Origin of the sequence: Mucilaginibacter hurinus (genome assembly GCF_003324525.1) — a bacterium.
GTDB lineage: Bacteria > Bacteroidota > Bacteroidia > Sphingobacteriales > Sphingobacteriaceae > Mucilaginibacter > Mucilaginibacter hurinus.
The window spans coordinates 196,762-219,526 of the sequence record NZ_QGDC01000005.1 but is presented as its reverse complement, the minus strand read 5'-3'; the positions used below and the strand labels follow the sequence as shown (position 1 = coordinate 219,526).

24 protein-coding genes are annotated in these 22,765 nt (G+C 42.4%); 4 read left to right on the top strand and 20 right to left on the bottom strand.

The genetic code is table 11. The features are described 5' to 3' along the window. Positions 1 to 60: 60 nt before the first annotated feature. The 3 genes from aspS to DJ568_RS10350 all read right to left on the bottom strand — a co-directional run bounded on the left by aspS (position 61) and on the right by DJ568_RS10350 (position 4,303). Positions 61 to 1,806 (bottom strand): aspartate--tRNA ligase, encoded by a 1,746-nt coding sequence (gene aspS, locus DJ568_RS10360; protein WP_114005200.1) that lies wholly within the window; start codon positions 1,804 to 1,806, stop codon positions 61 to 63. Between the two features lie 175 nt (positions 1,807 to 1,981). Then, on the bottom strand, positions 1,982 to 2,647 hold the full coding sequence (locus DJ568_RS10355) for a DNA alkylation repair protein (protein WP_114005199.1): 666 nt from the start codon (positions 2,645 to 2,647) through the stop codon (positions 1,982 to 1,984). Between the two features lie 102 nt (positions 2,648 to 2,749). Further along, positions 2,750 to 4,303 (bottom strand): FAD/NAD(P)-binding protein, encoded by a 1,554-nt coding sequence (locus DJ568_RS10350; protein ID WP_114005198.1) that lies wholly within the window; start codon positions 4,301 to 4,303, stop codon positions 2,750 to 2,752. A gap of 192 nt (positions 4,304 to 4,495) precedes the next feature. Between DJ568_RS10350 and DJ568_RS10345 the strand changes: the two genes are divergently transcribed. Beyond that, positions 4,496 to 6,514 carry a S8 family serine peptidase gene (locus DJ568_RS10345; protein ID WP_114005197.1) on the top strand — a complete coding sequence of 673 codons (2,019 nt, stop codon included), beginning with the start codon at positions 4,496 to 4,498 and terminating at the stop codon, positions 6,512 to 6,514. Here the strand turns inward: DJ568_RS10345 and DJ568_RS10340 are convergent, their stop codons facing one another. Further along, a complete protein-coding gene (locus DJ568_RS10340; protein ID WP_114005196.1) occupies positions 6,515 to 7,003 on the bottom strand; it encodes a hypothetical protein in 489 nt (162 codons plus the stop codon). 169 nt (positions 7,004 to 7,172) lie between these two features. Here DJ568_RS10340 and DJ568_RS10335 point away from each other — a divergent pair, with 169 nt between their 5' ends. The 3 genes from DJ568_RS10335 (at position 7,173) to DJ568_RS10325 (ending at position 9,152) form a co-directional block, all read left to right on the top strand. Next, positions 7,173 to 7,619: a MarR family winged helix-turn-helix transcriptional regulator gene (locus tag DJ568_RS10335; RefSeq protein WP_114005195.1), complete on the top strand. Its 447-nt coding sequence runs from the start codon at positions 7,173 to 7,175 to the stop codon at positions 7,617 to 7,619. A 106-nt stretch (positions 7,620 to 7,725) separates the two neighbouring features. Continuing rightward, on the top strand, positions 7,726 to 8,223 hold the full coding sequence (locus DJ568_RS10330; protein ID WP_114005194.1) for an FKBP-type peptidyl-prolyl cis-trans isomerase: 498 nt from the start codon (positions 7,726 to 7,728) through the stop codon (positions 8,221 to 8,223). 5 nt (positions 8,224 to 8,228) lie between these two features. Beyond that, a complete protein-coding gene (locus tag DJ568_RS10325; RefSeq protein ID WP_114005193.1) occupies positions 8,229 to 9,152 on the top strand; it encodes an FKBP-type peptidyl-prolyl cis-trans isomerase in 924 nt (307 codons plus the stop codon). Here the strand turns inward: DJ568_RS10325 and DJ568_RS10320 are convergent, their stop codons facing one another. From DJ568_RS10320 to DJ568_RS10245, 16 genes are all read right to left on the bottom strand, one after another. Further along, complete coding sequence (locus tag DJ568_RS10320; RefSeq protein ID WP_114005192.1) at positions 9,153 to 10,466, bottom strand: cryptochrome/photolyase family protein; 1,314 nt, start codon at positions 10,464 to 10,466, stop codon at positions 9,153 to 9,155. Continuing rightward, on the bottom strand, positions 10,456 to 11,358 hold the full coding sequence (locus DJ568_RS10315; RefSeq protein WP_114005191.1) for a TIGR01777 family oxidoreductase: 903 nt from the start codon (positions 11,356 to 11,358) through the stop codon (positions 10,456 to 10,458). The genes DJ568_RS10320 and DJ568_RS10315 overlap by 11 nt, the downstream gene beginning before the upstream one ends. Continuing rightward, complete coding sequence (locus DJ568_RS10310) at positions 11,355 to 12,794, bottom strand: SDR family oxidoreductase (RefSeq protein WP_114005190.1); 1,440 nt, start codon at positions 12,792 to 12,794, stop codon at positions 11,355 to 11,357. Before DJ568_RS10310 ends, DJ568_RS10315 begins: the two co-directional genes overlap by 4 nt. A gap of 111 nt (positions 12,795 to 12,905) precedes the next feature. Further along, on the bottom strand, positions 12,906 to 13,094 hold the full coding sequence (locus DJ568_RS10305; protein WP_114005189.1) for a hypothetical protein: 189 nt from the start codon (positions 13,092 to 13,094) through the stop codon (positions 12,906 to 12,908). A gap of 64 nt (positions 13,095 to 13,158) precedes the next feature. After that, entirely contained in the window at positions 13,159 to 14,802 is a 1,644-nt protein-coding gene (locus DJ568_RS10300) for a glycosyltransferase family 39 protein (RefSeq protein ID WP_158534918.1), read from the bottom strand. Between the two features lie 89 nt (positions 14,803 to 14,891). Next, positions 14,892 to 15,722, bottom strand: a complete 831-nt coding sequence (locus DJ568_RS10295) for a DUF4349 domain-containing protein (protein WP_114005187.1) — start codon at positions 15,720 to 15,722, stop codon at positions 14,892 to 14,894. A gap of 187 nt (positions 15,723 to 15,909) precedes the next feature. Further along, a complete protein-coding gene (locus DJ568_RS17630) occupies positions 15,910 to 16,203 on the bottom strand; it encodes a heparin lyase I family protein (RefSeq protein WP_394339546.1) in 294 nt (97 codons plus the stop codon). Between the two features lie 32 nt (positions 16,204 to 16,235). Continuing rightward, complete coding sequence (locus tag DJ568_RS10285; RefSeq protein ID WP_114005185.1) at positions 16,236 to 16,730, bottom strand: heparin lyase I family protein; 495 nt, start codon at positions 16,728 to 16,730, stop codon at positions 16,236 to 16,238. 196 nt (positions 16,731 to 16,926) lie between these two features. Then, entirely contained in the window at positions 16,927 to 17,811 is an 885-nt protein-coding gene (atpG, locus tag DJ568_RS10280) for an ATP synthase F1 subunit gamma (RefSeq protein WP_114005184.1), read from the bottom strand. An 85-nt stretch (positions 17,812 to 17,896) separates the two neighbouring features. Further along, positions 17,897 to 19,471, bottom strand: a complete 1,575-nt coding sequence (gene atpA / locus DJ568_RS10275; RefSeq protein WP_114005183.1) for a F0F1 ATP synthase subunit alpha — start codon at positions 19,469 to 19,471, stop codon at positions 17,897 to 17,899. Between the two features lie 39 nt (positions 19,472 to 19,510). Beyond that, complete coding sequence (gene atpH / locus DJ568_RS10270; RefSeq protein WP_114005182.1) at positions 19,511 to 20,050, bottom strand: ATP synthase F1 subunit delta; 540 nt, start codon at positions 20,048 to 20,050, stop codon at positions 19,511 to 19,513. A gap of 140 nt (positions 20,051 to 20,190) precedes the next feature. Continuing rightward, complete coding sequence (gene atpF, locus DJ568_RS10265) at positions 20,191 to 20,685, bottom strand: F0F1 ATP synthase subunit B (RefSeq protein WP_114005181.1); 495 nt, start codon at positions 20,683 to 20,685, stop codon at positions 20,191 to 20,193. 94 nt (positions 20,686 to 20,779) lie between these two features. Further along, positions 20,780 to 20,989 (bottom strand): ATP synthase F0 subunit C, encoded by a 210-nt coding sequence (gene atpE / locus DJ568_RS10260; protein WP_114005180.1) that lies wholly within the window; start codon positions 20,987 to 20,989, stop codon positions 20,780 to 20,782. Between the two features lie 47 nt (positions 20,990 to 21,036). Beyond that, complete coding sequence (gene atpB, locus DJ568_RS10255; RefSeq protein ID WP_114005179.1) at positions 21,037 to 22,128, bottom strand: F0F1 ATP synthase subunit A; 1,092 nt, start codon at positions 22,126 to 22,128, stop codon at positions 21,037 to 21,039. A 14-nt stretch (positions 22,129 to 22,142) separates the two neighbouring features. After that, the gene (locus DJ568_RS10250; protein WP_114005178.1) at positions 22,143 to 22,526 is read right to left on the bottom strand and encodes a hypothetical protein; all 384 of its coding nucleotides are present in this window, start codon (positions 22,524 to 22,526) and stop codon (positions 22,143 to 22,145) included. Then, positions 22,523 to 22,753: an AtpZ/AtpI family protein gene (locus DJ568_RS10245; protein WP_114005177.1), complete on the bottom strand. Its 231-nt coding sequence runs from the start codon at positions 22,751 to 22,753 to the stop codon at positions 22,523 to 22,525. Before DJ568_RS10245 ends, DJ568_RS10250 begins: the two co-directional genes overlap by 4 nt. Positions 22,754 to 22,765: the final 12 nt, after the last annotated feature.

The window sequence follows — 22,765 nt, the reverse complement described above, 5'->3', positions numbered from 1 at the left end:
TATTTATTTAACGCGACAAAGTAGATATGTATTGTTTGTAAACAATACATTAATAGACTTTTAAATGGTTGTTAATATATTAAGCTCTTTCATTTGTGCTTCTGCTATGGTGGATGGTGAATCAATCATTACATCCCGGCCGGCATTATTTTTCGGGAAGGCCATTACATCTCGTATGGAATCAAGCCCGGCGAAAATGGAGCACAACCTGTCAAAACCAAATGCAATCCCGCCGTGCGGTGGCGCACCATATTCAAAAGCATCCAGCAAAAAGCCGAACTGTTTTTGCGCTTCATCAGCCGAGAAGCCAAGATGTTTAAACATCAGCGACTGCAATCCTTTTTCGTGGATACGAATGGACCCACCGCCAATTTCGGTACCGTTTATAACCAGGTCGTACGCATTGGCGCGCACATTTTTAGGGTCCGTATCAAGCAGTGCAATATCCTCAGGTTTGGGCGATGTGAAGGGGTGGTGCATGGCATGGTAACGGCCGCTTTCCTCATCCCACTCCAGCAACGGAAAATCAATCACCCAAAGTGGCGCGTATTGATCTTTGTCGCGCAAGCCTAAACGGCCGCCAATCTCCAGGCGTAACTCGTTCATTTGCTTCCGCACCTTATCGGTTTGGCCGGCAAGTATCAATATAAGGTCGCCCGGTTGAGCATCACAGGCTGTAGCCCATTTAGCAAGTTCGTTTTCGTTATAAAACTTATCTACCGACGACTTAAGTGTGCCATCAGTATTGTACCTGCAATATATGAGACCGGTAGCGCCAATTTGCGGACGCTTAAGCCACTCCGTCAATTCATCTATTTGCTTACGGGTATACTCTGCGCAGCCTTTAGCGTTAATACCCACAACCAGTTCAGCATTATCAAAAATGCCGAAGTTTTTGCCTTTAACAACGTCATTCAGTTCAACAAAAGGCATTCCGAAACGTAGATCGGGTTTATCCGAACCATAAAGGCGCATAGCATCGGCATACTGCATGCGTTGTAGCGGCCCTATGTCAATACCTTTCACAGTTTTAAACAAATGCCGCATCAGGCCCTCAAAAATGTTTAATATGTCTTCCTGCGTTACAAATGATAACTCGCAGTCTATCTGGGTAAATTCCGGCTGACGGTCAGCGCGCAGATCCTCGTCCCTGAAACATTTTACTATCTGGAAGTAACGATCAAACCCGCTCACCATAAGCAGTTGTTTAAAGGTTTGCGGAGATTGTGGCAGGGCGTAGAATTCTCCGGCATTCATGCGGCTGGGAACAACAAAGTCACGAGCACCTTCAGGGGTCGATTTGATCAGGACAGGAGTTTCTACCTCAATAAAATCAAGAGCGTCTAAATATTTACGTACTTCCTGCCCAATTTTGTGACGCTGTACCAGGTTATTCCGTATGGGGTTACGGCGTAAATCCAGGTAGCGATACTTAGCACGAAGTTCTTCCCCGCCATCGGTCTCATCTTCAATCAAAAATGGCGGGATTTTGGCAGCATTTAAAATTTCCAGTTCTTCAACGCCTATCTCAATTTCACCGGTGGGTATTTTTAAGTTTTTGTTGGTACGCTCTAACACTTTGCCGCTAACTTTAATAACAAATTCACGGCCTAACTCCCGGCTTTTTTCACGCAGGGCAGCGTCGGTATCTGTATTTAATACTAATTGCGTTAAACCGTAGCGGTCACGTACATCAATAAATGTAGTGCCACCCAGATCGCGTGTTTTTTGCACCCATCCGCATAGGGTTACGGATTGGCCTAATTGGCTCATATTTAATTCGCCGCAGGTATGTGTTCTAAGCATGCTGGATTAGTATAAAGTTTGCAAAAGTAAGTTTTTGCGTTGAAAGGTGAAAGGATTTAATATGGCACATACCCAGATAAAGACCAAACCCCGAAATATCGATCAACAGGGATTTAATTTTCGCTATGGCCCCGGATATATAGCAGCAACTCTCGATTTGGCTTAAATGCCTTAACTAACCCTGCCGCTTAACCATCTCATTAATCCATATCGGCGCGAATGGCGAAGTACAGCCTTTTGAAACCGGATAATCACGATAAATGCCTAAACGATCGCCGATGGCAAGGGCACGTTCACGATAAGCAGCGTGATAAATACCTATATATGCCAGCGCCATGTTCATTGTCCATTGCGTTTCAGGGGCAGCACCTGGCATCTCTGCCTCAATACGATCAAGGAGTGCGGGGATATCCAATCCCTCGGGGCTCCTTGCTATACGTCCGCCGGTGAGGCTCCAGCCGGCGCGCGCTGCCATAGGATGATCGGTTTGCATCCACCGCTGTCGCAACGCCTCTTTTTCAGGGTGCTCTTTCACTACATAAGCATTCAACCAATCAGCCACTTGTGGTACATGTTCAGACCGCACCATGCTATCTAACTCATCAGTAGATAACAATTGAGTATCTATAATTAGCGTTGACAACAGCCTGGCCTCCATATTACCGGTTTCCCATAATGCTTTAGCCAATTTATTATCAGTCTTTATTTTTTTCGCAATGTTTCGAATGTCGCCCAGTTTTACGCCGAACTGATTTTCGTGCGCACCGCGCTTTATATTTTGCCGACGCAACGTCTCATTTCCAAGCGCTTTGAATTTCGAAAAAACATCATCCGTAGTCATAATATAAAAGTTAATGTTCCCGAAGTTATAAAACACGTTCAAAAAATCGGTATATACAACTGGTATACCGAGTAATGGCGTTAATGTTAGGCCCCGCTTAGTTTAAATGGTGAAATCGCGTAAAAGGCTTGCGCTCAGGTACGGCGCCAGCTGCAACAGGCGCGACAAATTTTCAAGATGCCAATAATGTAGCACTTCGTTCACTGTGCCTGCTACCAACGGGCCTGTCACATAGAAATTTTCTGTTGCTTCAAAATTTTTATCAACTTCAATGCCAATACCAGCCGTGTTTATTTGACATAAACCCTTGGCAAGCACGTCGTTAATAAGCGGGCATGTGCATTCACCAAAGGTTCCAAAGCCCGAGCAGCCTATCACTGCACTAAATTTATTTCCGTAGGTTATAACATCATTGCCGTTTTTATATTGCAACACCAGTGGAGTGTTATTTTCGCCGCCTTCAGATGAAAGTGAAACCAGTTTACCTTGCAGCATTACTAGCCTGCCTTCGGTTTTAAGCCTGATAACAGTTTGCAAATAATCAGCCACCGAGCGCCTGATAAATTTGGAAAACTCAGGTCCCTTACTCATTAAAAAATGTGAAAACTCAACTTCAGACATGTATGACAGCAATTGCCGGGTTTGCTGCAACAGCTTTTGTACCGTTGATGTACAAACCTCATTTTTGAAGTGCTTGCCAAACTCTTTCATCATGGCATCAAACACTAACTCCGGCGTGCAATTAGACGTGTTTTTCAGTTTATCAAAAAAGATAAATTGCTTGTCATCCTTTGTGTCAACAGCCGCTAAAGGTAATTTCCCACCGGGTGATAATACAACTATTTTATTCACCAGCGTAGTAAACTCTTCATGGTTACCAAGCAGATACAACAACTCTATACTGGCAGCATTACTACCTACCAGCAGCAAATTGCGTTCGTCAGTGTTGGTAGTATTTCGCAGTAAAAACTCCAGGCTTTGCAGATTATGCGCCATGTCCGGTTCATAGGCAGATTGTATAAAACGTTCAGCGGATACATTTCCGGAAAATTCAACTTTACGAAAGGGCATATTACCGGTGGTAAGCACCAGCTTGCGAGTACATAACTCAATGATACTGTCTTCCCCAGTTTTAATATCTACAACAAAGTTGCTTCCGTCAATTTTTCCGGCTGCTACGGCCTCGCCGCTAATTGTTTTTAAAGTAACCAGACCTCTTTGCTCCGCGGCAGCAACTAATTCCTGCAGCTGCTGCCTTATGAATTTGCCATACAGATAACGCGGAATAGCGATAGTTGCTATTTCTCCTGCGTCTATAACATTCTTATTCCTTTTATACCATTTGGCTGCTGTGCTGCCGCCTAGTGCGAGATATTCGGTAATCCAGCTATGATTGTCCTGTTTAAGCCAGTTGTTAAACTCGTCAAATTTGTCGGGATCATTTAAAAATTCGGCGTAGGTGGTAATGGTTAAGCAGTTTACTGATGATTTATCGCCGTAGGGTAAGCCGGCCCAAAATTGTGATTGCTTTTCAATCACAGCAATATTCAAGGGCTTTTTTAATAACGAACCTGTTTTTAACAGACTGGTACAAAGCTCGGTAAGCGTTGTAACACAGGCCATGCCGCTGCCAACAAAGGTTATATCATATATCATCAACAGTGCTTATAAGGTTTAATATAGTCTGGTCGGCTAATCTACTAATAAGTATTATTTTAATAACCAATTGCCTTATTTTAACGTAAGTATTGTTATTGATCATAACAAAATTTTATATTTTTACCTTAAATGCAGAAACTTGCTTTAAACAATCCGGCTCAACCAATTTAATATAGTTCAAACCATTAGATGAGAAAAATTTACCCGGCAATACTATCCGTGTTATTGCTTACTTTTTTTGCCGGCAACGCTTGTGCACAAAGGCTTTTAGTAACTGCAAACCAAAAGAAAACCCTCAGTAACTTTGCCGCTCAGCTTAAATCATCCTACGCCATAGGTAGGCAAAAGGCTTTCGCTTTAGCAAAAACGCATAATTGGATGCTGAGTAAACGCACCAAAAACGGCGGGTTAGTATCATTACAAGGGTTAAATAAAATGGGGTTCCCTATTTATCTGCGTACACACAATACCGAGGCTGCCGAGGCTACGCGTACTGATGCATTACAGCCCGGTGGCGAACTCAATCTAAATTTATCGGGTTCAAATCCTGTTTTTCGGGGTAAATTAGCTATATGGGATGGTGGTACAGTATACCGGGAACATACTGAATTCGCCGGCAAAATCATTACCATAGCAAGCAGCCAGGGTGGTGCCATTGATCATACTACGCATGTGGCAGGTACGTTGATAGCAAAAGGGGTAAGCCCCAGAGCAAAAGGTATGGCATTTAATATGGGTACGCTCTTATCCTACGATTATGACGACGATGTACCTGAAATGGCATCGCGGGCCAGCGAATTATTGTTTTCCAACCACTCATACGGTGACATAGCCGGATGGGATGGCAATACCTGGTACGGATTACCGGGAGATACTGAAGATTACCTGTTTGGCTTTTATGATGATCGTGCACAAGCATGGGATAAAATGGCTTTTGAGGCACCATATTATATGATAGTGGAATCTGCGGGAAACAGCCATTCAGAGCAAGGGCCACCTGTTGGTGAAACTTATTTTGGGTATAAAAGCCGCACCGACGAAACTATTGTTGATAAAGGCCCAAGGCCGCCCGGCATAAGTAACAACGATGGTTATGACGTTATATCAACCACCGGAAACGCTAAAAATATTATAACCGTAGGCTCAGTTAACCGCATAACCGCTCAACAGCTAACACCAGAAAATGTTAACGTATCATACTTTAGTGCATGGGGCCCGACGGATGATGGCCGTATAAAGCCTGATATCATGGGAATGGGCGAAAACGTTTATTCAACTATTACTGATAACCAGTATTCAAGCGGCTACTCCGGGACTTCCATGTCCACGCCTAACGTTACAGGCTCATTGATACTGTTGCAGGAGTATTATGCGCAATTGCATCATGACACGGTAATGAGATCGGCCACCCTGAAAGGACTTGTTTGCCATACAGCTTTGGATGCGGGGAACCCCGGACCAGATTATAAATACGGATGGGGACTACTGGATGCGCGCAAAGCGGCACAAACCATTGCCAATAATGGAAGTACCACCTTTATCACCGAGCAAAACCTGCAGCAAGGTCAGTCGCAAACTTACTCATTTGTGGCTACGGGTGGGCAGCCTCTGGCAGCCATAATTTCATGGACGGATCCTGAAGGTACACCGTCGGCATACGGAACAATAAACGACCGTACGCCTAAATTAGTGAATGATATAGATATGAGAATAGGCAGTGAAGATGGCACACTGTATCGCCCATGGATTCTTGATCTTGCAAATCCCGACGCGGCAGCAACTAAGGGTGATAATATACGGGACAACTTAGAGCAGATATATGTACCTAACACCATTGCAGGACAGACTTACACTGTTACTGTATCACACAAAGGCGCGTTAAGGGGCGGCGGACAGGATTATTCGTTAATACTAACCGGAGGGAAATATGGCGGATCGTCAGTTACTAACCCGCTAACCGACCTGGTTTCATTCCCTGCGCCTGCTAATGACAGGCTTACAGTTTTGTTTAACGTAAAAGCGGCGGGCTTACTAAAATTATCTCTGGTTAATATAAACGGCCAAACTGTTTACTCACTTAGCAATAATGTGCCAGCCGGAAATTTCAGTAGGGACATTAATACAGCCAACCTATCAAACGGAGTATATGTGCTTAAATTAGTAACAGGTAAAGATGTGTTTACTAATAAAGTATTGATAGTAAGATGATCAAAAAGTATACTTAATACCCAGTCCCGGAGCCAAATCAAAGAACGGACCACGTGCCAGTTCAACCCGAGGGTTAAGGTCAAGGCTAACGGCTATTGGGGCGTCAGCTATTTTATATTCCAATCCTAAAACCGCATCAGCCCCTAACAATATCTTACTGTCTTCATATAGCTCGTCGGCAGCACCAAAACGTTTATAATACCCCCGGCCTGATGAACCTATGTGCGCACCAAAACCATAATAAAATTTCAATCTTTCAACATTAAAAGCTTGCTGGTGAATTTCATACAGGCCCGTAATAACAACGCCGCGGTTACGGAAACCCAGGATGCCCTCAAGAGCGGTGTTAGCACTGGTAAAATGTTTTACAGATAAGCCATTCTCGTAACCACCAAATTTTGCACCCAAAGCGGTAGTATAATCCTGCGCATTGGCTTCGCTGATAACTAAAAATAAGATGGCAGTAAACAAGTATAAGATTTTTTTCATTGCGATAGTTTTATGCAAAGTAAACGCCTTAAATGATATTTTATGTCATGTGATTAAAAAAAGGTGTGCTGTGAACTGATTTAATGTACAATAAAACATTATCACTGCTAGTGTTTACGACTATGGCTCCCGGCCGGGAATATGGGCAAATTATGTATGTTTGTTAAACATGCGTAACACTACTAAACACCGGGAGACTATTGACTATTTAATAAAAATAGTATGGCAAAGCATGGCAAACCGGTATAATCAATTGGTTATTGACCACGGTATTACCCAATCAATAGGCTATCTGCTGATGAACATTGATGAAACCGAAGGCACAACTGTATCGCAGGCTGCACAATTACTTGGGCTGAAATCAACCAGCCTTTCGCGCACACTTAACCACCTGGAAAACGCAGGGCTTATATACCGCGAATCAAACGTTGGCGATAAACGCTCGGTTAAGATATACCTTACTGAATCAGGTATCGAAAAGAAGCAGCTTGCCCGTAACGTAGCGAAACAATTTAATAACTACCTTGACGAACACATCAGCGAAAAAGATAAGGAATATCTCTCGTCATTGCTTAAAAAGATAAATAAACTCACTTTGGCGTACGAGCCCGAATAGTGCGATTTTTTTTGTGATTTACACCATAACCGTAAGTTAAACGTTAAAAAGTGTTAACCTTCTGTTTTTGAATAATAAAAGAATAACTTTGCCGGTTAGAAAGTAAATGAACAAGATACTGCTGGTTATATTACTTGCTGCTGCAGCGCTGTCGTCCTGTAAAAAATCGCTTGTTGGTAAAGAGCGAGAGGAAGCGCAGAAAAGAATTGATGACGGCATTATACAGCAGTACATAACTGATAACGATTTACAGGACAAAGCTAAGCGGATTGATACGACGGGCGTGTTTTATATTGTAATAAATCCTGGTAAGGGGAATGCTGAATTCACAAACTCGACATTGGTTACTATAGGGCACAAGACACGCCAGTTAGGTTCAGATGAGGTGATTTACGAAACCGGAAAATTTCATCCGTCTATCACGCTCGGCAGCAACCTGATAAAAGCCTGGCAACTGGGTATACCACAAGTACAAAAGGGCGGAACATTACGAATACTATCGCCTTCACGCTATGCTTATGGACCTTTCCCCCAGCCTAAAATAGGACTGCCGGCTAATGCAGTACTTGATTTTGAGATAACATTATATGATGTAACGAACTAACATAAATGAAACAAACACTATTCACATTTTTATTTTTAATTACCATAGTTATAACCTCATGCCGTAAAAACAGGGTTGATCCTGATATTAAGCAATATGATAATGAGCAGATACAAGCGTACATAAAAACAAATGGCCTAAGCACTATGCTACGCGATACATCAGACGGCGATACCACGGGCATGTATTACCAGATTATTGATGCCGGCCGTACCGACAGCCCGCGTATTGAATATTCAGACAGGCTGGCAATGGTTTATACCATCCGTAGCTTTGATGGCAGGTATATCTCGTCTGACACAATTTTAAATCATTACAACGGCTATTTGGGCCAGTTTGCCAGCCTGGGGCTGCCAGGCGGCTTACAATCAGGTATATATAATATTTTAAAATATAAAGGTGGCAGTATGAGATTGCTTATCCCATCGCGCATGGCCTACGGGGTAAACGGCTTTGGCTCGGGCAGCAGCGGCAATGTTAACGGCCGTATTCATGGAAACCAGTGTCTCGACTACTTTGTACGGATTATAGACAACCAGGAAGTTTATGATCAGCTATCGATAGAAAAATATAAAACGACTAATGGTCTTAACGACTATATCAAAACCGCTTCCGGCCTCCACTACAAAATTACGGGCCTTGATACCGGCGATGTGGTTACACAAACTTCAAAGATAGTGACCACCTATAAACTGCGTTATTTAAACGATAACGTAGTACAGGAACAAACAAGCGATGCTACATTTATGATAGATGACTTGATTAAAGGCGCGCAGGAAGGCCTGAAATATGCAAGGGCAGGACAAAGCATTTCTATGCTTATACCCTCCAGATTAGGTTATGGACAAGCGGCTACCACTAACGGTATTGTTGGCTTTAGCTGTTTAAGGTTCGAGTTTACCATAAAGAGCACAACCGAGCTATTATAGTTACTTTGATAGCGCAGCCTTAAACGCTTTTAAACACCGGTCGCGGGCAAAAACATGATCTACAATGGGTTTAGGATACTTGCTGAAATCGGCATACTCCGGAACCCATTTTTTTATATACTCCATTTTGGGATCAAACCTTTTAGTTTGGGCTTCAGGATTAAATATCCGGAAGTACGGAGCGGCATCGGTGCCCGAGCCGGCCACCCATTGCCAATTACCAACATTGCTTGACATCTCATAGTCAAGTAATTTCTGGGCAAAATACTGCTCTCCCCACCGCCAATCAATGAGCAGGTGTTTACTTAAAAAACTTGCTGTAACCATACGCACACGATTGTGCATAAAACCGGTGGCATTTAGTTCGCGCATACCGGCGTCTACCAGCGGATAGCCTGTTTCGCCGCGGCACCAGGCGTTAAATTCTTCCTCATTGTTTCGCCATTGTATCCGGTCATACTCGGGCCTGAAGGCATGATCTACTGTTTTAGGAAAATGGTACAATATCATCATAAAAAACTCCCGCCATATCAATTCGCTCAACCAGGTTTTCTCCCGTGCTTCAACAGCATCCTGAACAAGCCTGCGTATGCTAACCGTTCCGAAACGCAGATGCATGCCAACCCGTGAAGTGCCATTAACAGCCGGAAAATCCCGTGTTTTAGCATAATCATCAATTGTAGATTTATAATTTTTATCAGGAAAGTTTTGACTGCTGATACTAAAGCCCATTTCTTTTAAGGCTGGCAGATGAGGTGCTTCAAACTGAAACAGGTTTTTAAAGTATTTTTTATTAGGAAAAGATTTCATATAAAACGCATTGAGCGTTTGCAGCCATTTGCGTTTATAAGGCGTAAAAACAGTATAGGGTTTACCGTCGTCTTTCATTACCTCGTCGCTTTCAAATATCACCTGGTCCTTGTAAGTGCTAAATGTAATATTATGCTTTTCGAGCATATTTGCAACGGCCGCATCCCTTTCTTTTGCGTACGGCTCATAATCATGATTAGCATATACGTGCGCAACGTTGTGAATCTCTAACAATTTTTTCCAGGCTTGTATAGGATCGTCATAAAAAACTAAAATGTTGCTCCCATGCTTTTTAAGCGTGGCATTTAGTTCAGTTATTGCCTGGTGTATAAAAGTTACCCTGGCGTCGTCCTTATCCTTCAGATCACCCAGGATTTGCCTATCAAATATAAAGAAGGGAATTACAGGCTCGTTGCCCTTTAATGCATGATAAAATCCGGCGTTATCATCAGGCCTTAAGTCACGCCTAAACCAAAATATACTTACTGCCTTTTTATTTGCCATGTATATCTTTTAGGGCTGCACTTACATCAATAAATTCAAATTTAAATCCGGCCTTTTCTATCTTTTGCGAGGACACTTTGGTACTGCCTAGTACAGCTGTGGCGAGCTCACCTAAAGCAGCCTTTAAAGCAAATGCCGGGACATTAGGAAGCCATAACGGCCGTTTGAGTGTTTTGGCTATTTCCTTTATTAATTGGTTATTGGTTACGGGATTAGGTGCTACCATGTTATAAACCCCGGCTATATTATGTTCTATGGCAAAAATGTACATGGCCACCGCATCGTGCCAGTGTATCCATGATAGCCATTGCCTGCCGCTGCCCAATGCCGCACCAACACCAAATTTAACCGGCAGCGCCAGTTTTGGCAAGGCACCCCCACCTGTATCCAATACAACCCCTGTACGGAACTTTACCACACGCAGCCCAAGTTCTGCACCTTCGTCTACAGCATTTTCCCATTTAATACAGCTAACTGCTAAAAAATCATTATTCGGCGCACTATCTTCAAACATCAATTCATCCGCCCTGTCGCTGTAATAACCTATGCCTGATGCTGATATTACACTTTTAACGGTATGTGGTTTACGCTTAAGCAAGCTGTACAACAAGCGTATTGATTGCGTACGACTTTCAATAATGAGCTTCTTACGTTTATCGGTCCAGCGTTTGTCGGCTATACCCGCTCCAGCTAAATGGATAATAGTGTCAACTCCCTCAATACAACGCTCGTCAATCTCACCCTTTTCAACATCCCATACAAACGTATTTACCCTGGCATGGCTGCCTGCACTACGGCTAAGATGATATACCGTGTAGCCTTTGGCCAACAGTAATGTTGTAAGGTGTTTGCCTATTAACCCGGTTCCGCCGGTAATTAAAATCCTGTTCATGCTTTAAATTTAACAATCTGTTTTGCCATGCCTTTAAAGATAAATAAATGGAACGGCCACATCAGGTACCAGTACGCACGGCCCCACAAACCATTAGGCCTGAAAGTAGCCACCTGGCTTAAAAAGCTTTTGCCGCTACGCTCAATTATTTTAAATTCAAGCCATGCCTCCCCGGGCAACTTCATTTCGGCATACAGCAATAAGCGTTTATTCAGTTTATCTGCCAGTAAAACCCGCCAAAAGTCAATCACGTCGCCCGGAGAAATACTTGTGTTGCTTGTACGGCCGCGCCTTGAACCCACACCGCCAAACAATTTGTCCAAAAATCCGCGTGCATTCCAAATCCAATCCCAGTAGTACCAGCCACGGTTACCGCCAATAGACCATACATTGTTAAGTACATTATCCCGGCCGCTCTCAAAAGGCATTTTTACTTTATACTCAAGTGTACCATTTTGCGGCACTTTTATTTGGTCCATAAATCCTGAGTTGAGATAGCCCATATTCAGGGCATCCTTCCAACTTGAAACAATAGAATTTTGTTCAATTTTTGTAAACGCGAGCTTTAAACATTCCCGATAGCTGAGGCACTTGACCGGTACCACCGCATCTATAGCCGAATCGCCGCAAATGGCTTCGTTTTTCATGCTTTGCACCAGGCTGTTCGCAAGCGAATAATTCACTGACGTTACGAGGTATAGCCAGTACGATGATATTTTGGGCGATAAAAATGGAATGGTTATGATATAACGTTTTAACTTGCGCACCTCGGCGTAAGTTAATATCATCTGTTTAAAGGTGAGTATGTCCGGGCCGCCAATATCAAATGTGCGGTCAAAGGCCTTCTCATTTAGTAAAACGCCTTCAAGATACGTTAATACATCACGTATGCCTATCGGCTGGCAACGGTTGTTCACCCATTTGGGCACGGTCATTACGGGTAGTTTTTCCGTTAAATCACGAATGATTTCAAATGATGCACTACCCGAACCAATAATAATGGCCGCACGCAGTACGGTCAATGCAGCTTTAGCTTCATTTAGTACATCCTCAACATGTTTACGCGATAAAAGATGTTTCGACAAATGCTTATCGTTAACAATCCCGCTTAAAAAAATAATTTGTCTGCATGATGTGTTGTTAACATGCTGCACAAAATTATGAGCTGATAATGCCTCAAGCTCAGCGAAATCCGGCGATTGGGACATGGAATGTACCAGGTAATATGCTGCGTCTATATCCTGCGGGAACGGATCGATATCCTGCTCACGGTGCAGGTCGCCGGTTATCAGGCTAACCCGATCACTAAAGTCGCTTTGTTCATGAAAGCGCCGTCTGTCGCGCACCAGGCATACTACCTCGTGACCCTTCTCCAGCAAAACGGGAATTAAACGTGTACCTATGTAACCATTTGCACCGGCAAGCAAAACTTTCATGCAGATGGAACAAACCATATTGCAAAAGGTGTTAAACAGCTTATAGCAAAAGGTTTTATACAAAAAAAGCGCGCTGTATACAGCGCGCCTTATATATTTTTATAAGTGCAGTTACTTTAAAATTGCAAACACAGCTTTTAGTGCGATAATAGTTCCTATTATAATGGCAATATTAGCTATGATAGAATATATCGATGATTCGCCGGCAAAGCGAAAAAAACAACCAAACAAGCCGATAGCTATTGCTACAACCAGTATTTTATAGTGCCCTTCAGCGTTTGCATTTTCCATTGAACTCATAGCTTGTAAATTTTATTGCTGCAAAAATAAAAAATTGTTGGTGATATGCGGTATAACAAACCACTTATTTTGTCGAAAAATCCATTAATACGGCATTCATGTCGCCTATTGCGCGTTTATCCGCAGGGCTAAATTTTTTTATTGGCTTACCCCACTTCATCAGCTGATCATAAAATTTTTGATTAGAATCACCGTCAGCATAATACCAGGGCGGGTCGCTGGTATAATCTCCTATCGGAATTATTATAAAACGGCTTTGTAGCACCCATACGCGTTTTTTTTCCTTAAACTGAGCAAAGTCCTTTTTTAAAAGGGTGAAATATTCGTCGTAATTGTTGGCTTTATGGCGGTAGTCCTTCCCCTCAATAGCTTTAAAATTTAAAGCTTTGATGGTTTTATAAAGTTCATAGCCCGGCACCTCATTCCAGTACACATAAACAAGGTCTCCGGGCCGGTAATTTTTATCGATATAATTAAGCGCCTCACGCCTGAAAGATTTTTTGTAATCACCAAACAAGTAAAGACTTTCTATTTGATGCACGGTATTTTTTAAAGGGCCAAATACAAGCAGCAGTATCATCAGCATAGTAAATACCGTTTTTTTTAAAATAGTGCTCGCAAAAAAATCGCATCCAGCCGCAAGTAGCAGGGTAAAAAGCGGCGCAAGAAACAGTGTTAACCGCTCGTGAAAGGGGTACATTTTAACTGCCGAACCCATCAGTACAAAAATAAATACCGCTGATATAATAAGAAGTAATTGCCCGTTATTACGAAACAGGTAAAAAATACCTGCGGCGGCGAGCGCCAGTGGTATAAACACCATACGCATAACGGCTTGTTCAATTACACCAGCGTTATATACCGTTACCCAGCTTAGGCCCATCGGGTAGTTTAAAAACGATACGATGCGCTGGGCTAGCCACGTAATTGCACTGCCCGAAAGCGGCATAAAAGCGTCGTGCTTTACAAAAAAATCAACCAGCCAGCCCGTGTCACTCCCTTTTTGTGTGAATAGCACATAATTGACGATAAAACTGCCAAACCATAAACCGAACGTTATAATCAGTCGTGCAACCACATCATACTGCTTACTTATCAAATAGTGCACGCCAACCGCCAAGGCTATGCCAGCCATTACAAATACGGAAGCAAAGGAAAACCAAATAATAATCGCACCCCAAATACCCCACGCTATCAGCGAAAACACGTCGGTTTTGTTAAGATATTTTACATAGAGATACAGTAATAGCACCGTTGAAAATAGTTCTACCGCGTATTGCTTGGCCTCCACACTGTGGTACAATATCACCGGTGAAAAAGCAATTACCGTTATGGCAGCAACTTGCCCGGCAGGCTTAAAAAAATGTCGCACTACAGGCACAAACATTGTTAAGCTCAATATTCCGGATATAAAGGAGAATAACCTTAACGGGATTTCATGGTTGCCTAATACAGCAAGCAAACTTTTAACCACAAGTAAATACCCCGCCGGCGCCTTTTGCTGAAAAGGCAGCCCTTTGGTAAATAGCTGCTGAAAATCATAATTGACCAACCCGGTAGATAGGTATACCTCGTCTTCCCATAACGAGCGGTTGTTTAAGAGATGAAACAGCCTTATGGCTACGCCAATAGCAATAACAATCCAAATAATAAGATTATAGTTAAGTTCCTGCCTTTTGCGCGCCAGGGTTAATTGTGGTGACTTCATTAATGGATTGGCGAAAGCTAAAAATAGCATAATTGTTTTAACATCAAAAAAGCATTCCTGTGCAGGAATGCTTTTTTGATGAGTGCCCGTCAGTTACTTAGCTGCCGTGATAGATTACGTTTCTTTGTATAAATTCTGTAAGCCAACCAAACGCCTAGAGCTGCCAAAACAAATACCCAAAGGTTAACTAAGGTTATAAATAAGCTAGCAAATAAATGCATACCATTAAATAATGCCAGTTTAAGCTGTTCAAACAACGGAATATTATAAGCACCAGTATCGTCATCGGCAACCGTTTCTTTCAGCACAGTATTGCTTTGATAGAAATGCAGCTTTACCGTGCTATATTTGACAGCGTCGTCTATGCGTAATTTGTATATCTGATCATTAATCGTTTCTTCTTTAAATTTTTCACCGCTTATTGATTCTCTCGCCGGGCTATTTAGCTTAAGCCCGGATACCATCTTGTCAATAGACTTATCTTCAATATCCATTTTTCGTTCGTTAACATAAAGGCTCATGTTAGCTATCTTGTTCATTAACTCATCAAGTTTCTGTGTAGGCACCTTTAATGTCATATCGGCTACAGTGTTATAAGCCGTCACTTTCATTAGCGAATCTGTACCCAAATCAATGTCTTTGCTGCTTATTACATTTGACAGCATCTGGTGATGCATCACCATCCCTCCATACTGAACAGTAAGCACCGAGATAAGTCCGGAGGTTCGCGGTACATTTGCCACTTTAAAGTTAAGATCCGCGGTTTTTGCTAAACTGGATTGGTCTGCTATGTCGCTATTAGAAGTCACCATATCTGAGTCTGTGCCTGCATAGTCTACCGACTCATGTGTGCCTGAACTTGTGCATGAGAATAGTGTTACCGCTGTTGCCAGCAGTACAATTAAAATACTGGTTTTCATGATGTTATAGGTTTTATTATTAATACCAGAAATGACAAAAGGTAACCTTTGTGTTTGACGCTAGTTCAGATACTACAGATTGTCAGGCACAAATAATTACTACCGCCGCAAAATTTGGTGGAGTAACCCTTATAAGTGAGTGCATGATGCGGCGCTAAATAAAAAGGTTATTAAGATGGCTATATTTTTATTGTTTAATCTTAGGAGATTTAACTGGTACGGCATTTTCAGGTAACCGTTCCGGATAAACAGACTGGTAGTTGCCTGACGGCCCCGCTACCCTGACATCAGAAAAAAAGAGCACCCTATTTTTGACAGCTGGCGGACGAACAGTATATGACCAGCCCCATTTGTAAATCCCCCATTTAAAATAAGGGTAATGCTTATCCTGCGCATAGGTATTTGGACCTTTTCGCCTAAGCAATAATTTATTATTATGCCAAACCTCAATTAAACCAGTATTGGTTGACGAATAAACCATGTGCCACACCCAATCATTCCATATATTAAGGGTTACAGGCCCGCCATCATATGAAAAAATGTTGATTTAGTAATGCCGTCTGTTGACCAAGCCACCCTTATTGAATACCTCCCATTCTTAACCTGTAGTGCTACATTAGGCGAATTAAAAGGATCTGATTGATCTTTTGCGTGAAACTGCGTTAAGATTTCAGGTACAGTATCTGCAACATACGTTTTGGGTGTGAAGATTGATAAGCCATACCAGCGTTCACCTTGCTTAATTAATGAATCAGCATATTCGGCACGCCTTTTCAACAGGCTATAATCCTGATACCGCATCTCTAACCTTAACGACTTAGAACCCGGGAATCGCACTGTATCACTTTTTATAACCGCCGCATAGGATTCATTAAGTTGTGCCGAGAAAGGAATACCGGATAGCTTGCCATCTGCAAAATCAGCTGTTTTAATAAGTCCTAAGCGTTGCGAAAACCCTGCTATGGGCGCTATCAGAATCAATATAATAAACCTGAATTTTATTAACATAAATGTAAATTATCTTAATTTGGTAAGGGACTTTAAACCAGCACATGCGCGCAGGTTAACCTGGTTATAATACACTAACGTTTTATGTAAGATTTCCGCGTGCCACTTCAAGTACACTAAAATAATAAATATCAAAAAGCTAAAAAGGCCTCCCGTTTCCGGAAAGCCTGTATATTAGATTTAAAATAGTTCGGTATTATTCGCCCGACAGAGCTGCCGCTCCGCTTACAATCTCGGTAAGTTCGGTGGTGATAGCTGCCTGACGTGCCTGGTTGTATGATAACTTCAGGGCTTTCAACAAGTCTCCCGCGTTTTCGGTAGCCTTATCCATTGCCGTCATACGTGCGCCATGTTCAGATGCATTTGAATCCAACACTGCCTTGTATAACTGAATTTTAATGTTTTTAGGAATAAGCTGTTCCACTATCTCGGCCTGTGAAGGCTCAAGGATATAATCTACCTGCGATGCTTTAGCGTCAGCAACCGGTTCAGTTTTTGGCACCGGTAATAACTGTTCAGATACCAGTATCTGCACCGCGGCATTTTTAAACTGGTTATACACCAATTCAACGCGATCATATTTACCTTTAACAAAGCCTTCCATTATGCTTTCGGTAATTACCGAAGCGTTGGCGAAGTTTAAATTAAGATACAGATCATTATTATTGCCGATAACATTGTACTTCCGACGCTGGTAAAACTCCTGGCTTTTTTTCCCTATAGCCACTATTGAAACGTTACCCGCAGCTAACTGCTTGCTATACTTTTCAGCTATCAGGGTATTGGCCGTTTTAATAACGTTAGTGTTGAATGCACCTGCCAAGCCACGGTTTGACGATACAACCACTACCAATACGCGCACCGGCTCGCGTTCCTGTAGATAGGGCGACGCGCCATCCTCTAAACTTGCAGATAGGTTAGCTAAAAGCTCCTTAAGCTTATTGGCATAAGGGCGCAATTGTACAATAGCATTAGTAGCGCGCTTCAACTTGGCCGCCGAAACCATCTTCATGGCCTTGGTGATCTGCTGCGTTGAGCCTACCGACGCAATTCTGTTTCTTACTTCTTTTAAATTAGCCATTTGTTTATTTGAGTATCAAGTATTAGTATCAGGAATCAATGATTGTAAAACTATCCGACTCCTGATACTTGATACTAAGTACTAATTAATATTTACCTGCCAGTTCTTTAGCTACTGTTTCCAGTACGCCAGTTATCTGGTCATCAAATTTACCTGCCTTAAGAGCGCTTAACACTTCAGGGTGACGAGCCTCTAATTGACTGGTATATTCGTTCTCAAATTCTTTGATCTTGTCTACCGGCACATTACGCATAAGGTTTTTAGTACCTGCATAAATAATAGCTACCTGTTTTTCAACTGTTACCGGTGAATATTGGCCTTGTTTCAATATCTCCACGTTACGTGCGCCCTTATCCAATACGTTTTTGGTAGAAGCGTCAAGATCTGAACCGAATTTAGAGAAAGCCTCAAGTTCACGATATTGGGCCTGATCAAGCTTTAACGTACCCGCTACTTTCTTCATCGACTTAATCTGCGCGTTACCCCCCACACGTGATACAGAGATACCTACGTTAATAGCGGGGCGAACACCAGCGTTAAATAAGTTCGACTCAAGGAATATCTGACCGTCGGTAATTGAAATTACGTTAGTTGGAATATATGCAGATACGTCACCGGCCTGCGTTTCAATAATAGGCAACGCCGTTAATGAACCACCGCCTTTAACAATGCCCTTTAATGACTCAGGCAGATCATTCATATCCCTGGCGATAGAATCGTTAACGTTAATTTTAGCGGCACGCTCTAATAAACGGCTGTGCAGGTAAAACACGTCACCAGGATAAGCCTCACGGCCCGGAGGACGACGCAACAACAACGATACCTCACGGTAAGCAACCGCCTGTTTTGATAAATCATCATAGATGATTAGTGCTGGACGGCCCGTGTCACGGAAATACTCGCCGATAGCAGCACCTGCAAAAGGAGCAAAGAACTGCATTGGCGCAGAGTCAGACGCGTTAGCCGCAACTACGATTGAGTAAGGCATAGCACCGTTTTCTTCCAGTGTGCGCACGATGTTAGCTACGGTAGAGGCTTTCTGTCCGCAGGCAACATATATACAGATAACCGGTTGACCGGCATCATAAAATTCTTTTTGGTTGATAATAGTATCGATACAAACGGCAGTTTTACCAGTCTGACGGTCACCAATAACCAACTCACGCTGACCACGGCCGATAGGGATCATCGCGTCGATAGCTTTGATACCGGTTTGTAAAGGCTCGGTTACCGGCTGACGGTAGATAACGCCAGGAGCCTTACGCTCTAATGGCATAGCATAGGTTTGACCGCTGATAGGGCCTTTACCATCAATAGGAGTTCCCAGGGTATCAACAACACGTCCAAGCATGCCCTCGCCTACGTTTATTGAAGCGATTTGATTGGTACGCTTTACAGTGTCACCTTCCTTAATATTTTCAGACGAACCAAGCAATACCACACCCACGTTATCTTCTTCAAGGTTAAGTACGATACCTTGCAGGTTACCGTCAAACTCAACCAGCTCACCTGATTGTACTTTTGTTAAACCGTAAACACGCGCAATACCGTCGCCTACCTGCAGTACGGTACCCACTTCTTCTAATTCAGATTCTGACTTGAAGCCTGCCAATTGCTGACGCAAAATCGCTGATACTTCGTCTGGTCTTACCTCTACCATTTTTTAATTTATTTAGAGTTTTTGTTTTTACTTATTGAATTACCCCTGGGCAAATTCTTTCTTTAATTTTTTCAGATCGTTAGCCAGGCTGGTGTCTACCTGCCTGTCGCCAACGGTTAATACAAACCCGCCTATTAATGATGGGTCAACCTTAGCGGTTAATATTACCTGGCTGCCTACTGCTGTTTGTACTTCGGCTACCAGTTTCTGTTTATTCTCTTCAGAAAGCGGTGTTGCAGAAACAACAGTAGCCTTTATAATATTTTGCTTTGTGTTGTATTGATTAATAAACTCCTCGGCAGTACCTGAAATAATCTCGCCGCGGCCCTTAGTTACCAGCAGGCTAAAAAAACCTAACGTAATTTTGTTTACCTTATCAGCAAATACATCACGCAGGATAGCCGTTTTTTTGCTTTGCGAAATGATAGGATTGCCCAATACTGCCGCAAGCTGTGGATTTTGCTTCAAAGTTTTAAGGAAGAAATCCATATCCGCTTTGGCATCCTCAACAACATTTTGCTCTGAGGCAAGGTCAAGTAATGATTTGGCGTACCTGGATGCTACTGTTAATTCTGACATGTTCTTCTTTTGGATTTGAGCCTTAAGATGTGAAATTGGAACTTAGCTCCATTCTCCAGCTCTCGCCTCATTAACTTTTTTCGATCTGAACTATAATTATCATACTCATCCCGATAGCTATCGGGACTAATATCTCATATCTACGATAATTTTACTTCTTTTAACAAATCGGCAACCAGTTGATCTTGTTTGCCCTGATCTTCAAACTGCTTGCGCAATACCTTCTCAGCTATATCCAGTGAAAGCGTGGCTACCTGGTTTTTAACGTCGGCCAGGGCAATCGCTTTCATGTTGTTTATTTCTAAACGTGCCGATTCAATCATGCGGGCGCCTTCTTTTTGCGCGGCGTCTTTGGCGTCACCAACAATTTGCTCTTTAACCTTGCGGGCCTCGGCAAGTATCACGTCACGTTCGGCGCGGGCTTGCTTTAGCAAAGCTTCGTTTTCGCTGGTTAAACGGGCCATCTCTTCTTTAGCAGCTTCGGCTTTAAACAAAGCTTCTTCTATAGTACGCTCACGTTCGTCAATAGCGGTCATTATCGGCTTCCAGGCAAATTTACCTAATATTGCCAGCAGTATTAAAAATGATACCGTGGTCCAAAAAACCAAACCAATTTCGGGAGTAACTAATTCCATTGTATTTTTTAAAACTTTTTAAACTTAAATTTTAATTAACCGTACCTGCCGCCAACCGCTGCAGTGTACGGTTAATTTTTTCCCTGGGGCGATATTATCTAAGGCCCAGGAACGATACCACCACACCGAACAGAGCAGCACCTTCAACAAGAGCTGCAGCGATGATCATGGCACCCTGGATTTTTGAAGCAGCTTCCGGCTGGCGTGCAATACCTTCAACGGCTTTGCCACCAATTTGGCCGATACCGATACCGGCACCAATTACTGCTAAACCTGCACCAAGTGCAGCGATACTTCCAATCATGGTTTTAAAATTTAAAAGTTAATATAGTATATAATTATTTACAAATTTTAGTGATGGTGTTCTTCAATGGCATTACCTATAAACAGCGCGGTAAGCAATGTAAATATAAATGCCTGCAATACGGCTACCAGCAGTTCAAGCACGTCCATGAATACCACAAACGCAACTGACACCGGTGCTATAGCAAAAGATTTGAACACGAATATTAATGATATAAGGCTTAACACAATAATGTGACCAGCTGTGATGTTCGCAAACAAACGAATCATCAATGCAAACGGCTTTGAAAATATGCCCACAATTTCTACAGGCCACATAATAGGGTAAATCCACTTCGGCACATCAGGCAGCAGGATATGCTTCCAGTAATATTTATTACCGTTAACGTTCACAACTATAAGCGTAATAGCCGCCATAACCAGCGTTACCGCAATATTACCGGTAAGGTTTGCGCCGCCCGGGAAAAATGGCACCAAACCAATCAGGTTATTTATCCATATAAAAAAGAACATCGTAAGCAGCAAAGGCATAAACCGCGCATACTTATGCCCGATGTTAGGCTTTGCAATATCATCACGCACAAACAGGATAACCGGCTCCAAAAATGACTGTAAACCTTTCGGTGCTTTACCTTCACGCTTTTTGTAAGCAGATGACACACTGATGAATATTACCATCAGCAATATAATAGAAAGCCACATACTGGCAACATTACGGGTTATCGAAAAGTCCCAAACGTTTTTAGTTGCGGCCTCGTCAATCTGCCCTTCAGCGTTAACAACCTTTATTTTATTATGCTCCAAAGCATAAGTATAATATTTACCGGCATAGTGGCCATGATCTAAATGAGACGAAGAAAATGTTTCGATACCTTTGTCGGTATATAGTATAACAGGCAGTGGGATATGAGTATGTCCCCACAAATGCCATGAGTGCGAATCCGCGATGTGCTCTAATATCACTTCGCTTGGCTCAAATTTTTTCTCTTCACCGGCACCTGTTTCATGGGCTTCCTGGCCATGGCCGGGGGCGTCATGCTGCGAAAAAGCAGGTGCAGAAAACGCGCTCAGGGCCAAAAAAACGGCGAAAACGCGCAGGATAGAAAAAATTTTTATTTTAAAAATCGGGCTGTTATACATCTAAATAAAGTTTTCTACTTTAAATTTTGGTTGCGCAAGTTACGCAACAAAATATAAACTTCAAAGGCTGTATTTAAGAAATATATATAAATAAAATTAAGTACAAAAACCGACTTATCAACATGGGTTTTCAACAAAAAAATAACCGTAAATGCCAGTATGGCCAATATTTTAAAAACGGTGCCCGCTATAAAAGTTTGTGCATACATATCCGGATTTATTTGTTGGCTTATTAAAATAGATAAAACCACGATAAATGTAAGGCCGGATATGAAGGAAAATAGTATCCAGAATTCGGGTAAAATAATATTGCTGCGTTGGTACCAAAAGTATGCCGGCAATGCAGCCAATACCAGCGTAAATGCAAAAAAAATAAGGATCGGACGAACTATTTTCATTTTTTCAATGATCGGATAACGAGGTACAATGAAATAAAAACACCGGCCAGTGCCAGCAGCGCGGCAACCCACTGCACTTTATGCCCGGCGGCTTCGTCAATTTTATAGCCGGCATAAGTGAAAACACCTATAATAGCTATCATTTGAAAACCTACTGCAGAGTACCGGGCGTAGTTATTTACGCCTTTGCTAATATCTTCGCTGTTTTTATCCTCATTTTCTGCCATCCGCAAATTTAT

Excerpts from the sequence above, each read along its gene's own strand:
- aspS (WP_114005200.1), bottom strand. The coding sequence starts at position 1,806 with ATGCTTAGAACACATACCTGCGGCGAATTAAATATGAGCCAATTAGGC.
- DJ568_RS10355 (WP_114005199.1), bottom strand. The coding sequence starts at position 2,647 with ATGACTACGGATGATGTTTTTTCGAAATTCAAAGCGCTTGGAAATGAG.
- DJ568_RS10350 (WP_114005198.1), bottom strand. The coding sequence starts at position 4,303 with ATGATATATGATATAACCTTTGTTGGCAGCGGCATGGCCTGTGTTACA.
- DJ568_RS10345 (WP_114005197.1), top strand. The coding sequence starts at position 4,496 with ATGAGAAAAATTTACCCGGCAATACTATCCGTGTTATTGCTTACTTTT.
- DJ568_RS10340 (WP_114005196.1), bottom strand. The coding sequence starts at position 7,003 with ATGAAAAAAATCTTATACTTGTTTACTGCCATCTTATTTTTAGTTATC.
- DJ568_RS10335 (WP_114005195.1), top strand. The coding sequence starts at position 7,173 with ATGCGTAACACTACTAAACACCGGGAGACTATTGACTATTTAATAAAA.
- DJ568_RS10330 (WP_114005194.1), top strand. The coding sequence starts at position 7,726 with ATGAACAAGATACTGCTGGTTATATTACTTGCTGCTGCAGCGCTGTCG.
- DJ568_RS10325 (WP_114005193.1), top strand. The coding sequence starts at position 8,229 with ATGAAACAAACACTATTCACATTTTTATTTTTAATTACCATAGTTATA.
- DJ568_RS10320 (WP_114005192.1), bottom strand. The coding sequence starts at position 10,466 with ATGGCAAATAAAAAGGCAGTAAGTATATTTTGGTTTAGGCGTGACTTA.
- DJ568_RS10315 (WP_114005191.1), bottom strand. The coding sequence starts at position 11,358 with ATGAACAGGATTTTAATTACCGGCGGAACCGGGTTAATAGGCAAACAC.
- DJ568_RS10310 (WP_114005190.1), bottom strand. The coding sequence starts at position 12,794 with ATGAAAGTTTTGCTTGCCGGTGCAAATGGTTACATAGGTACACGTTTA.
- DJ568_RS10305 (WP_114005189.1), bottom strand. The coding sequence starts at position 13,094 with ATGAGTTCAATGGAAAATGCAAACGCTGAAGGGCACTATAAAATACTG.
- DJ568_RS10300 (WP_158534918.1), bottom strand. The coding sequence starts at position 14,802 with ATGAAGTCACCACAATTAACCCTGGCGCGCAAAAGGCAGGAACTTAAC.
- DJ568_RS10295 (WP_114005187.1), bottom strand. The coding sequence starts at position 15,722 with ATGAAAACCAGTATTTTAATTGTACTGCTGGCAACAGCGGTAACACTA.
- DJ568_RS17630 (WP_394339546.1), bottom strand. The coding sequence starts at position 16,203 with ATGGTTTATTCGTCAACCAATACTGGTTTAATTGAGGTTTGGCATAAT.
- DJ568_RS10285 (WP_114005185.1), bottom strand. The coding sequence starts at position 16,730 with ATGTTAATAAAATTCAGGTTTATTATATTGATTCTGATAGCGCCCATA.
- atpG (WP_114005184.1), bottom strand. The coding sequence starts at position 17,811 with ATGGCTAATTTAAAAGAAGTAAGAAACAGAATTGCGTCGGTAGGCTCA.
- atpA (WP_114005183.1), bottom strand. The coding sequence starts at position 19,471 with ATGGTAGAGGTAAGACCAGACGAAGTATCAGCGATTTTGCGTCAGCAA.
- atpH (WP_114005182.1), bottom strand. The coding sequence starts at position 20,050 with ATGTCAGAATTAACAGTAGCATCCAGGTACGCCAAATCATTACTTGAC.
- atpF (WP_114005181.1), bottom strand. The coding sequence starts at position 20,685 with ATGGAATTAGTTACTCCCGAAATTGGTTTGGTTTTTTGGACCACGGTA.
- atpE (WP_114005180.1), bottom strand. The coding sequence starts at position 20,989 with ATGATTGGAAGTATCGCTGCACTTGGTGCAGGTTTAGCAGTAATTGGT.
- atpB (WP_114005179.1), bottom strand. The coding sequence starts at position 22,128 with ATGTATAACAGCCCGATTTTTAAAATAAAAATTTTTTCTATCCTGCGC.
- DJ568_RS10250 (WP_114005178.1), bottom strand. The coding sequence starts at position 22,526 with ATGAAAATAGTTCGTCCGATCCTTATTTTTTTTGCATTTACGCTGGTA.
- DJ568_RS10245 (WP_114005177.1), bottom strand. The coding sequence starts at position 22,753 with ATGGCAGAAAATGAGGATAAAAACAGCGAAGATATTAGCAAAGGCGTA.